The following is a 12,832-nucleotide window of genomic DNA, read 5'->3' on the forward strand; positions in this document are numbered from 1 at the left end:
GTATTTGTCAAGCAGTTCTGTGATAAATCATCCCGTCCGTCCGGTTTTGCGGCAAAAGAATCGACTTGCGGCGGAACGTGCGGGCGAGTCGATCTCGCGGCGCCTCGGCGTGACCTATACTTTTCACACAGGTCTCACGCGGGCGGATCGGGGCACTTTTTCCGACGCTAGAGTGAGCAACACTGTGTGACGGGAGAATGAGGCCTAATAACAATGAATCTGGACGATTTGTGCGAACTCCTCGATCGCGAGGAAAGGCAGGGCCACTGGTTGCCTGCAAGCCTGCGAGAATCCGTTCCAGAACTTCCGATCACACTTGTCGGCGTCTTGAATGAAAAACACTCCTGGGTGTCGATGTATTCGGGGACCGAGGCCGGACGCCACCTTTCGGACCAGGTGAAGGAGTGTTTGAAATCGGAAAAGGTGCCCCGAGCCGGACTCATCCGCCCCATGTCCGGCGAAGATTCCACGCTCTTTGCCGTCCCGGTGGAGTGTCGTTGCATCCAAATGTGCCGTCACCTGCCGCAACCCATCCGCGGAATTTCGGCAGTCGTTCTTGGGTGGGACGCTTCAAGTGTTGAAAGATTGGCCGCTCGATTACGACCGACGCTCCGCGCCGTGGGTTGTTCAGCCCTTCTCGCCGAAGTTTCCGAGCAATACGCCGCCTGGGTCGCCCAGCTTCAAAACGAGCGGGCGTCACTTCAGCAATCCCAAATGGAAGCGGTGGCCCAAGCGCTGGAAGAGCACGAAAAAGTGCTATTGGCGGAGGAAAGCCATCGTGCCCTGCGGGAGTTGATGGAGGCACGGGACGCCGCCCAACGGGCGAAGGACCAGTTTTTCGCGAATCTATCCCACGAGTTGCGGACGCCCCTCCATGGCATCCTCAGTTATGCGGCATTCGGAATAAAGAAAGCGGAAACCGCCGAACGGGCCACGTTGTTAAAGTACTTCACGCAGATCGAGAGGAGCGGCCAGACCTTGCTCGCGTTTCTCAACGATCTTTTGGATCTGGCCAAACTCGAAGCGGGCAAGATGCAATATGAATTCGCCCGACACAATCCGGCTCAATTGATGGTCCGCGTGTTGGATGAACTGAACTCAGCCTCCGAGCATCGCCGCATACGTTTTGAGTTTAACCCGCCGCCGGAACCCCTCGAGGCGTGGATGGATGACAAACGAATCCAGCAAGTTTTTCGCAACCTCATCAGTAACGCGATCAAATTCTCCCCCGAGGGCGGCACGATTCGAATTACCATGGTGGCCGAGGATGAACGCTGGACGGTAGCCGTAGCCGATCAGGGGTGCGGCGTCCCGCCAAACGAGATCGAGAGTATCTTCGATCCCTTCGTCCAGTCCAGCAAGACGCGCACGGCGTCCGGCGGCACGGGTTTGGGACTCGCGATTTGCCGCGAGATCGTCCACTCCCACGGGGGAAAAATCTGGGCCGAGAACCTTCCCGAAGGGGGGGCCTGCTTTTGGGTTCGTCTGCCTGTACACCCGCCCGCGGAGTTAGACACCGCTGGGGAAGAGCGCACCGCCCCGATTTCTTCGCGCGAACCCGTGCCGGGGGAACTCCGCCGGTGACCTGACGGGGACCGGGTGAAGGTTGGAAAGACAACATCCCGCGTCTTGTGAACCATGTGCGTGCCAGGATCAGCGGTGCTAAACCGTCGGATTTTTTCTTTGATCCGGGCGAAAAAAACGGTCTGGACGCGATGCCAAAAGGGACGCTAAACTACCCGCCGACTCGGCAGGCTGCGTCCGTCGCATGGGCCGTGTATACATCTGATCCGGGGTTTTGGCGAACGCGACGGATCGTCGTTGGCAATTCAGTTCCGCAAGTTGCTGCCGTGTTGCCGGCCGAGTCGGGTTAACCGGGCATGGGTGCCGTGGTCAACGTGCCGCCCCGTGGCAGGAGGGCGGGTAGATTCGACTGAGACGATTAGCCCGACATCGGGCTGCGATGTTCAGGAGGAACTCGCGATGCGTTCCCTTAAGCCGATGGCTCGACGCCTGCTCGCGGCGGTGTTCTCCAGCCTGGCGGTCGTGCTTTTCAGCCCGTTCGTCCTATGCCAAGAGCCTGGTGATTCTTCGAATAAAGACGACGTCGGCGTTCCATCATGGGGAACGGCAGCGTCGGATACGCAACCGCCGTTGGAATCCCCGGCGGGACCCACACTGACACTCCGCACGGAAGGCTCGCAGTCGGAGAGTGCTCAATCCGCCGATCCCGCTGCGAAAACCGCCGTCTCCGGCGAGTCCGGCCCCGGCGAGTCAGTCTCAGGAGACGGGCGAAGTTCCACGTTGGAACCTGCCGTCGATCCGGTTACGAACACGGAAGTGACCGTCGATCCCGCCGCGTTCAATGGAATCACGCCGGGCGTTTCGACGATGGAAGACGTCCGCAAGGCATGGGGCGAACCCACGGCGCGCGCGGAGCAGGACGGCGATTTGCTGCATTTGTACGCAGTCGGGCCTTTCAATCGAGTGGAAACCCATTTCCGCGACGGCAAGGTCAGCGGCATCGTGATCCATCTTGAGAAGGCTTATCCCGCGAACTTGGTTGCCGAACATCTTCAGTTGGCCAACGTCAGACCGGTCTTGGTATCCGATCCGCAAGGTATGGTGATCGGCCAGGCCTTTCCGGAAAAGGGTGTGTTATTCAGCTTTGCGCCGGCGGGTGAGGCGGGCAAGGCTTCGATGCTGGTAACGCAAATCGTGTTGGACCCGATCTCGGCGGAACCCTTTGTGCTGCGAGCCGAGACGTTTTTGGAGAACGATCCGGAATCGGCGGAGAAAGACTTGCGGGTCGCGTTGCGATTGGACCCCGGTCACGCGCGGGCACATTGGCTGTTGGCAAGGAGCTACATGTTGCTCCAGGCTCCCGGTACCGGTTTGGCCGCAGCGCAGCAGGCCGTGGCGTTGGCGCCGAACGATCCCCAGTTTCGGTTGACCCTGGCTCAACTCTTGGCCGCCGCGGGCAGTCGCGAGGCTGCCTTGCGGGAATTGCAAACCGTGGCGGCAGCGGCGGAGAACCGCCCGCACATCAAGGCCCGGGCCGTTTGTGCATTGGGCGACTTGAGCGCCAACGCGGAACCGCCGGACTACAAGAAAGCCGTAGAGTACTATACCGAGGCCATCAAGATCGCGCATCCCATCGCCTCCGATCCCCATCCGGCCTACCGGTTGGCCGCCAAAGAGGTCCTCGTAGACGCGCATATCGGAGCGGCTCGGGCGATTGCCTGGGGACCTTGGGAGCAAAAGGAAATCGTGGTGCCGCGTTGGTTGGATCGTGCCGGAACCGCCGCTGACGCCCTGGCCAAGGAAGGCGGTTCGCCGCTGTTTCGCATTCGGGTAGCCGCCGCGGCCTTGAGTGCTTCGGTAGGGGTACCAAGCGGCCTGGATCCCCAGCCGTGGATCGCCCGTCTCGAGGAGGCGGCGCCCTCGGCCCTAGCGGAGGCGGGCGGCGTGCGGCGATTGCAAATCCAGTGGGATATCGGCGTCGCGCTCTACGACGCCGTCCAGTGTTTTCAAATCCGAGGGGATCACGACTCGGCGCTCCGATACGGCTTGGAGGCCGCCGAATTGCTTGAGAACGGCCAAGAGTCGCGGACGTTGCAACAAAGTGACTACTACCTGATGGGCCGCCTGTACTTCCGACTGGGCGCCATCCATGCCATCGCCAAGCAGGACCACGACTCGGCCGTGAAACTGTTTGACAAGGCGGTTCCCATGCTGCAAAAAGCGGCAACCGGAACGACGGGCTTGTCCGCCGGACGGTTGGGCGAGACCTTCGTCAGCATGGGCGTTTCCTATTGGGAATCGAATCAGGCCGCCAAAGCCATCGAATTGACCGAACAGGGCATCAAACTCTTGGAGACCGCCGTGCAATCCGGCGCCATGGATGCTACCGCCTTGGAAGTTCCCCATTCCAATTTGGCGGCCATGCGACGCCAAGCCCGAACCGCATCCGCCACGACTTCGTCGCCGGAAGGGGAAGCCCCATCGATACCGCGGTAGTAGTCCGTCGGTTGGAATCGACCGGGTTGTTATTGGCACGGTTTGGCGGAAAAATGGCGGGCAACGCATGCGGGCATGCTCCACACCGCGAACCGATGTTCGCGAGTCCGCAGCGTCCACTCCCACGAGGGTCGGTCATTGATGCAAGCCGCGGAAACGCTCGTCACCGTCGCTACTTACAACGAGCGGGAGAATCTTCCGCTTTTGGTGGAGGCGATCTTTTCCGCCGCCCCGGACGTCCACATTCTGGTAATTGACGACAACTCTCCGGACGGAACCGGCCAATGGTGCGATGAATACGCGGCACGAGATGGGCGTCTGGGTTGCATCCATCGCGAGGGCAAGCTGGGACTGGGGACCGCGACGCTGCTGGCCCTGCGAACGGGGATCGAGCAGGGCTACCGATTCATCCTCAACATGGATGCGGACTTCAGCCATCCGCCCGAGAAAATCCCGGAATTGATCGCTGCGATGGAACCTCCGGGAAAGCCTCCCGCCGACGTTGCCATCGGTTCGCGTTATGTGGACGGCGGGGCAATCGAGGGTTGGCCGCGGACCCGACGCTGGATGAGCGCTGCGGTCAACTTCTACGCGCGCTTGCTGTTGCGACTGCCGGTCCGAGATTGCAGCGGGGCGTTCCGGTGTTATCGAGCGTCCGCATTGCAACGAATCGACTTCGCAAGCGTGCGATCGCGCGGGTACTCGTTTCAGGAAGAGATTCTTTATCGTCTGCGACGGGCGGGCGCCGTCTTTCGCGAAGTTCCCATCACCTTCACGGATCGGCGGCGAGGGCAGTCGAAGATCAATTCGCGCGAAGCCCTCGAGGCCCTCTGGATCATCGCCCGGTTGGGGCTGCTGGGATGAACGCGATCCTCGCTCCTGCCCTGTCGTCCCCCACCTGACTCTTTGCTCGACTTGCCTCATAATGACGGTTCGCGTGCGCGGCATACCCATGCTGTGCGTAGGCCGACCGTGTACGGCGGAAACGAGGAGACTTCGATGAAGGATCAAGAGATGCCGTCGCTCACCGAAGGGGTATTCCAGGGCGATTGCCTCGACGGAATGAAGGCCTTGCCGCCGGAGTCGGTGCATCTGGTCTTTGCCGACCCTCCCTTCAATATCGGCTATCAGTACGACGTGTACCGCGATCAACTCGACGATGAAGAGTATATCGACTGGTGCCGCCGGTGGACCGGGGAAGTGGCGAGGATTCTTCGTCCGGACGGAAGTTTTTGGCTGGCGATCGGTGATGAATACGCGGCCGAATTGAAGGTCATGATCCAGCAGCACCATCGTCTGGTATTGCGGAGTTGGGTCGTGTGGTATTACACGTTCGGCGTCCATTGCAAGCGGAAGTTTACCCGCTCGCACGCCCACTTGCTTTATTGGGTCAAGGATCCGACGCGATTCACGTTCAACGACGCCGACATTCGGGTGCCCTCCGCTCGGCAACTGGTTTACGGCGACAAGCGAGCCAACCCGCAAGGACGCCTGCCGGACGATACCTGGATTCTGCGACCGCAAGACGTTCCCGACGGCTTCCGCCCCGACGAAGATACCTGGTACTTTCCTCGCGTTTGCGGCACGTTTCGCGAGAGGGCGGGATTCCACGGGTGTCAGATGCCCGAGCAATTGCTGGGGCGGATCATCTCGGCATGCAGTCGACCGGGCGAATGGGTGCTCGATCCCTTCGCGGGTAGCGGCACGACGCTGGCCGTAGCCAAGAAGCTGGCGCGGCGATATTTGGGCTTCGAGTTGTCGCCGGAATACACCGCCAATATCCGGCAGCGATTGGAGGCGATTCAGCCGGGATCGCCACTGGAGGGTTCACCGGACCCGCTGAAGAGCGTGCCCTCCACGGATCAAGGTCGCCGCTTGGAGGACGTGGAGCAAAAGCCCCCGCGGCGACGTCTTGTGCGTCGGCGGAATACCTCTCCTGCGAGTCCTTCGAGGGATTCCACGCCGCCGGACCGCCGCCGCTGACTTCAGTCAAGCGGACAAGCGGTTGATTTCACGGTGGCGCGAAGGAATACTCGACCGCAGGCTTCGAGCAGGGGCGGCAACCACGCTACTTCTTGGGTACGATCGTGAAGGTGACTTCCAGGTTGGGCACCGGTTCGGTGAAGCGCAACCCCAGTCGCGTGGGCTTCTTCGAATACCGAATCGGCTCGTCGATTTCCTCCGACTTCAATTCAAAGGGGCGGCCTCCGGCGCCGATGGTGACCACGACGGCGGCCTTCCCTTCCCCGATTAGCAATTCGTTTTCGGCCGACCGCTTCCAAGGGGAAAAGGTCACGAGCGACTCTTCCAACTCCTTCGGGGACGAAAACCGGACGCTATCGGTCACCGTGAGGCTTCCCCCGTTGCCGCGACGAAAGACGAAGGTCCGCTTCAACGACTGCAATTCGGGCACCGGGTAGGCGGACGTCAGATCCATTTCCACCAAGTCGGCTTCGTCGCTGAACTCGGTACGCAAGATCTTTCCTTTCGCGTTGCCGCCCGGTCGCTGCAATTGGCCGGCTATCACGGGGACGGAATGACCGTAGGAGTTCAAGAGTTTACTTTGGTAACGGCGAGAGTCGAAGGTTCGGGCCGTGTAGACCTCGGCACCGGGATCGACCAGCACCGCTGCGCCGCCGACCACCACAAGGAAGGTGCCGACGTCGTTGTGATTGTGATGTTCGGCGTTGTGTCCCCCTTTGAGCGCCGCTGCCAAGTCGTCGGGCCGATCGGGTGTCGGCCGCGCAATCAGGACGCCGGCATCGGGAAACCAATCCCGCAAAGACCTTTCAAGTCGATCCACCTTCGCCGCCGGCGGTCCGCCTGCGTCCGGCATGCCGAAAACGGACAATTCGGCCAACGAACCGGATGGGCCTGTTTGCGGTCCGAGATACCGCTTTTCCAAGTCGGTCAAACCAAAACCCCAACGGCGACTGAGGTAAGCCATCAATTGCGGGTCGGGCTTGGAACCGAACGTACAATCCGCGAAGGGGGGGTAGAAGTCATGCGTGATTTCCATCCGGTAGGCGAATCGAGCGGGCGCCGTGGCGGCGGGATCGAGGATGAGGTCCGCCTTGCCGCCCGACGCTCGATAAAGGACGTCGGAGAGAATGACGTAATGTCCAAAACCGTAGTTCCAATAGCCCATCCCCTCGGAACAGTACCCGTCGACGGTAAAACCTTGGAGGAAATTGCGGATGAAGTGCTCGGCGGAGGCCGCGAAAAACGCCCGGCGTTCCACGTCCTCGACGGCGGCCATGGCTGCGCCCGTGGTATTGGCCAAACATACGGCATTCCAGTTATTGGTCGTGGTCAGCCACCACAATTGAGGTCGTCCTTCACGGACCGCGCCTTCGAAGGGCTGAAATATCCGCCGCTCCAGGTTGGCCATGACGAGCTTGCGGACCTCCGGAGAGAGCTTGTCTCCCAACCAGTTCAAAGTCAAAGCCAATTCGAAACCGGTCGCGGAACTAACCAAGTCGATCTCCACCGTCTTGCCTTCAAAGTTGGCTAAGTTACGGTCGTGGGCGGGCAGCACCCAAGTCTTTTCCTCGCAAAAGGCCTGGAGCGTTCGCCCGATGTCCTTGAGGAAGCGGCCGCGGTTCTCAAGGCACTCCGCGAGTACCAACAGGCTGTGTCGCCGACGCCGCGCAGATAGCACGGATTCGTAGCGTCTGCGCGTGCCGGTCTTGGAAAAATCGAGATACAACTCGTCCGTGGCTTCAGGGAGAGGCTTCGCCGCCTCGATTGCGGCTTTCGCCGGAATATCCTTGAAACCCGGCAGTTCGGCCAGATGATCCCAGACTTGGCGATTGGCGATCGGCGCGCCGATCCCGCCCGCCGACTCGGGCAACATCGATTTCCAAGCCGCAACGCGTTCCGGCGAAGGAATCGTTTCCTCGGCGCAGACGCGGTCCGCAACGGTTGCGGCAACCCAGCATACGATGACGGTTCCGGTTATAAGAGTTCGTCCCAACGGCCGGGCAGCGAGACGGATCATGGGCGCGCAACTTTTCATGTCATGGTCCTTGCTGATCAAAGGTGGGATCGAGTGCGGCAAAGGGAACGGAGGGTTGGCGTGGTTTTGCGACCTGATATTCGCATCAAGGGTGAGGGCCGGTTGAGAGGTGCCGGGAGGCTCTCGTTACGAGATGCTTTCCTCACGCACGTGCCATTTTAGATGCGGCCGAACCCCGACGCAATCGAGCGGCTGGCAGGCGTAACAGCGTGCCGCGGTTTGCGAGGGGAGAGTGTTCTCCGACCGAGTTGCCGCATTCCTATGTTTCGCGGATGCCGCACCCGGGCCGCTTGATTGACATGAACCGCCGTGGCGAACCTATAATGCAACCTTCGACCCATTTGGCGACGGTACGATGAGGATGGAGGCAATGCGAGAAATTCTTTGGCGTGTCTTGCTGGCCGGTTGCTTTTGCTTTGGTTTGGCGCCTGCGTCTGTGCTGCTTGGTGAGAACCTTTGGGTGGAAGGCGAATCGCCTCAGTCCCAAACGATGAATCGCCATCCGTGGTGGTACGATCAGGTCAAGAGAGAGCACCTGTCGGGTGGGGACTGGATCAGCAACTTTTCCGAGGATAAAGAGGGAACGGCGACCTACAGCGTGGTTTTGCGAGAGGGCGGCGATTACGCCCTTTGGTTACGCGCCAATCCCGTGAAAAGTCATTTGGCGTTTCGCGTGGATGAAGACCGGTGGCAAGAGGTCTCTTTCGACGGGGCCTCGGAAGTTACGAATATCGCGGCAGACGGCAAGCCCGACTTACGATTCATCGGTTGGGTCTTCGGAGGCCGGCTTTCCCTGAAACCGGGTGAACACCGGATCACCTTCCGGATGTACGGAGACCTTCAGAACCACGGCGGTCTTGACGCTTTCGTATTGACGAACGAGGTCTTCGCTCCGCATGGATTGTCCAAGCCCGGCGACCCCGCCACACAAGCGGAACGCGTGGACGAGCGGGAGACCTGGGCTTTTCAACCGCCGCCGGACGCGTTTTCGTCCGAGGCGTGGCTCGACCTTCGATCGTTGAACGAAACGCAGGCGGGCGAGTCAGGTTTTATTCGGCTCTCCGCGGACGGCATGTCTTTTCTCCGCGGTGACGGTCGGCCGATCCGTTTCTGGTCGGTTGTGAGCGACGGGTGGCGAATGGAACCGGAGGCCATGCGTCGCCACTTGCGGTGGCTGGCCAAATTGGGCGTGAATATGGTTCGCGTTCACGCACAACTCTGCGTGGAAAAGGAGGGCGCCCGCCTTACCGATGTCGATGAAACCGTCGTGGACGGCATCCAACGCTTCGTGGTAGAGGCGAAAAAGCAGGGCATTTACGTTACGATTTCGCCCTATTGGTCGCACACGCAAAAGATTCCCGCAAGCTGGGGGCTGGATACCTACACCGGGCAATCGGGACCGGAAGGGTTGATCTTTTTCGAGTCGCGATTGCAGGACGCCTATAAGACCTGGGTGAAGGAGTTGTATTCGCGGCCGAATCCGTATGCCGAGAATCATGCGCCCCTGCGCGATGAACCGGCGGTAGCCGTCATCCAGGTGCAAAACGAAGACAGCCTGCTTTTCTGGACGTCGCAAGGGATTCTCGAGCCTTTTGCGGGCAAACTCCGCCGACTGTTCGCCGACTTTCTGGTCAAAAAATACGGATCGTTGGAGGCTGCACGCAAGGCGTGGGGCGAGGCTCGGCACAAGGACGACGATTTCGCGGCCGGGAAGGTCGGTCTGGAAATTATCTGGCGATTCACATCGCAGGCCCCCAAGCCCGACCGTGCCTGGGCGAAGCGACTGGCCGACCAGTTGGAATTCATGGCCCGACTGCAATACGGTTTCTATCGCGATATCGCGGCTTACTACCGCGAGACCCTGGGTTGCAGGCAACTCATCAACGCCACCAATTGGCGGACCGCCGACCCGGTCTTGTTGGAGGACGTGGAGCGTTGGACCTACACCGCGACGGATGTGTCGGCCATCAATCGTTATACGGGCGGCGTTCACAGCGGCCCCATGAACGGATGGCGAATCGACCCCAATCACTTCTTCATCAGCCAATCGAATCTGTTGAAGCCGGAGGAGTTTCCGGGGGCTCTCAAGCAGACGGTGGGACAGCCGATGTTGATCACGGAGGTCTCGTGGACCAGTCCCTCGTTGTATCAGGCGGAAGGCCCCATCATGGCGGCGGCCTACATGTCGCTGACGGGAGTCGATTCTTTTTACTGGTTCGCATTCGGCGATGAGACCTGGCACGCCGATCCGGTTTGGCCTTATTGGAAAGTCGGCAAACTGAACTCGCTGAAAAAATGGTCGAGCGCTATCCCCACGCACGCGGGCATGTTCCCTGCCGCTGCGCTGGCGTACCGATTGGGCTTCATTCAAGGCGCGGACCAACCCGCCGTGTACGAAGAGCGCTCTCTCTCCGGGATGTGGGAACGCCGCGTGCCGATCATCTCGGAAGCCGGCAAATTCGATCCCAACCGAGATCAAGGCGACTTCGCCCCGAATTCCCCCATCCGCCAGGAGGTGGACCGCTTGGCCTTCTTCGTGGGGCCGGTTGTGATCAAGTTCGAGGGAGACGAAAGCAACAGCCGAACGGTTCCACTCGACCGTTATATCGATCGGACCCGCGGCGTCGTCACGAGCATGACGGGCGAAATCTCGCTCGACTATCGCAAGGGAACATTGACGGTCAATGCGCCGCGATACCAAAGTTGGACGGGCTTCTTGAAGGCTGCCGGCGGGCGAATGGAACTGGCGGATACCGTCATCGAGTCGCAAAACGACTATGCGTCCGTCACGGTGGTCCCGCTCGATGAACGCCCGCTGGCCGCTTCGGAAAAAATCCTGGTTCAAGTCGGCACCACGATCCGCCCCACCGGGTGGATCGAAAAAGATGCGGAAATAGAGTCAGACGGCGTGACTTTGCGAGGAAAGCAGATCGTCGATACCGGCCGCGCACCCTGGCGCGTCGCCGCCGCCAAGGTACGATTGACGGTGAAGAATCCCAACGTCAAGAAGGCGGTGCGATTGGACGTCAACGGCTATCCCGCCGGTGCGGTGCCCGTGGAAAGCGCGGACGGCGGCCTCTCCCTCGAATTGCCCGCCGACGCCGTCTATGTTGTTCTGTCGCCCTAAGTCCGGTCGGCGGGAAAAACTCCACGCGCGATCCGGTCGCAATAGAGAGGGCGTCCTTTTTTTCCGTTGTTCAGCGTTACATGGGAGACGGCCATCATGAAAGAGGCATTTAATCTCCGGACCCGCCCGACGAATCGAGGTATGCGGCGTCGCGATTTTTTAGCAACCAGCCTAGCCGTCGCCGCCGCGGGCTGCACGATGTCGAAAAACCCGGAAGCCGCCGAGGCGGTCGACACCGTGCAAGGCCGCTGGATTCCGCTCTTTAACGGCGTCGATCTGAACGGTTGGCGCGCGTCCGAGAATACCGCAAGTTGGCAGGTCCGGGACGGCGTCCTCTCCGCCGACGGGCCGCGAAGCCACTTGTTCTACGTCGGCGACGCGGTCCCCACGCCGTTCCGCAATTTCGACTTTGTCGTGGATGTGATTACCGAAAAGAACGCCAATTCGGGGATATTCTTTCACACAGATTTTGTGGAAACGGGATCGCCGCCGAAGGGTTACGAGGTGCAAATCAACAATTCGTATCCTATGATCGGCGACAACCCGGAATTCAGACGTACCGGCGGACTATTCGCCATTCGCGACCTTTACAAGGCCTGGCTGCCGGACGACGTTTGGTTTCGCGTCCGCATTTGCGTGATCGGGAAACGTGTTCGCGTTTGGGTGAACGACGTTCCCACGGTGGATTATGTCGAACCGGACGACCCGCCGCGGGCGAAGAATCGCACGCTCCGTCGCGTTTCGCAAGGGACCATCGCGCTTCAGGCTCATGATCCGGGCAGTCGCATGCGATTCCGTGATCCGCGGATCCGACTGCTGCCCGACGACGCCGACCCGTTTGCCGAACCGCGGGCATCCGAGGAAGGTTACGGGTTGAAGCCGGGATTGATCGATCGGATGGCGGCCCTCGGTTTGCCGATCACCGATTTCCATGTTCACATCCGCGGCGGTATGACGGTGGACAAGGCCGTTCTTCGCCAGGCCGTGACCGGCGTCAACTGCGGCGTTCTGGAGAACGTGGGGCGCGGATGGCCCATCGACGACAACGAAAAGCTCAAGGCCTTTCTGGACGGTGCCGCGGGCCGACCGGTGTTCGTCGGCGTGCAGGTGAACGATCGTGATTGGGCCGACGTGCTGGCGCCCGAGTTGATCGCGAAATTGGATTACGTGCTTGCCGACACGATGATCATGCCCATGCCGCACGACGATAGCCCGCCGGTCAAGTTGTGGATTACGGAGAATTACACAATCGACGATCCCGACGCATGGATGGAACGGTACGTTCGGCACAATCTGCGGGTTCTTTCAGAGCCGATTTCCATCTTGGCGAATCCGACTTGGCTGCCGCCGCCGGTCGCCTCTCAGTACGATCGCTTGTGGACCGAGGATCGAATGAAAAAGGTCATCGGCGCGGCGGTGGATCGCGGGGTGGCCCTCGAGATCAATGCCTCCAGCGGATATCCGCCCGTGAAATTCTTGCGCATGGCCAAGGATATGGGGGCCAAGTTCTCACTCGGCACGAACAACTTCGACGACAAACCGATCGACATGAGCCGATGCTTCGAGATGATCGAAACCCTGGGGCTTCGCTTTGCGAATATGTTCCTCCCCCGCCCGGGAACGTGATTGGTTGAAAGGCCGCATCTTCATTGCGACGGTTGCCGACC

At 60.4% G+C, this 12,832-nt stretch carries 7 protein-coding genes; 6 read left to right on the forward strand and 1 reads right to left on the reverse strand.

What is annotated here, in order from left to right; all coding sequences use genetic code 11:
• Positions 1 to 213 precede the first annotated feature (213 nt).
• From ACYQ6J_RS09060 to ACYQ6J_RS09075, 4 genes are all read left to right on the forward strand, one after another.
• The gene (locus ACYQ6J_RS09060; RefSeq protein ID WP_460183860.1) at positions 214 to 1,584 is read left to right on the forward strand and encodes a sensor histidine kinase; all 1,371 of its coding nucleotides are present in this window, start codon (positions 214 to 216) and stop codon (positions 1,582 to 1,584) included.
• A gap of 399 nt (positions 1,585 to 1,983) precedes the next feature.
• Positions 1,984 to 4,020: a tetratricopeptide repeat protein gene (locus ACYQ6J_RS09065; RefSeq protein ID WP_460183861.1), complete on the forward strand. Its 2,037-nt coding sequence runs from the start codon at positions 1,984 to 1,986 to the stop codon at positions 4,018 to 4,020.
• A gap of 141 nt (positions 4,021 to 4,161) precedes the next feature.
• Positions 4,162 to 4,884 carry a polyprenol monophosphomannose synthase gene (locus tag ACYQ6J_RS09070; RefSeq protein WP_460183862.1) on the forward strand — a complete coding sequence of 241 codons (723 nt, stop codon included), beginning with the start codon at positions 4,162 to 4,164 and terminating at the stop codon, positions 4,882 to 4,884.
• 135 nt (positions 4,885 to 5,019) lie between these two features.
• The gene (locus ACYQ6J_RS09075; RefSeq protein ID WP_460183863.1) at positions 5,020 to 6,003 is read left to right on the forward strand and encodes a DNA-methyltransferase; all 984 of its coding nucleotides are present in this window, start codon (positions 5,020 to 5,022) and stop codon (positions 6,001 to 6,003) included.
• Between the two features lie 85 nt (positions 6,004 to 6,088).
• On the opposite strand, the gene ACYQ6J_RS09080 is transcribed toward ACYQ6J_RS09075, so the two are convergent.
• Positions 6,089 to 8,038: a heparinase II/III domain-containing protein gene (locus ACYQ6J_RS09080; RefSeq protein ID WP_460183864.1), complete on the reverse strand. Its 1,950-nt coding sequence runs from the start codon at positions 8,036 to 8,038 to the stop codon at positions 6,089 to 6,091.
• Positions 8,039 to 8,408: 370 nt separating this feature from the next.
• On the opposite strand from ACYQ6J_RS09080, the gene ACYQ6J_RS09085 reads away from it, so the two are divergent.
• Both ACYQ6J_RS09085 and ACYQ6J_RS09090 read left to right on the forward strand, forming a co-directional pair.
• Positions 8,409 to 11,165 (forward strand): hypothetical protein, encoded by a 2,757-nt coding sequence (locus tag ACYQ6J_RS09085; protein ID WP_460183865.1) that lies wholly within the window; start codon positions 8,409 to 8,411, stop codon positions 11,163 to 11,165.
• 141 nt (positions 11,166 to 11,306) lie between these two features.
• Positions 11,307 to 12,791, forward strand: a complete 1,485-nt coding sequence (locus ACYQ6J_RS09090; RefSeq protein ID WP_460183866.1) for a DUF1080 domain-containing protein — start codon at positions 11,307 to 11,309, stop codon at positions 12,789 to 12,791.
• Positions 12,792 to 12,832 lie beyond the last annotated feature (41 nt).

The sequence above is a fragment of the Thermopirellula anaerolimosa genome, from assembly GCF_054657335.1.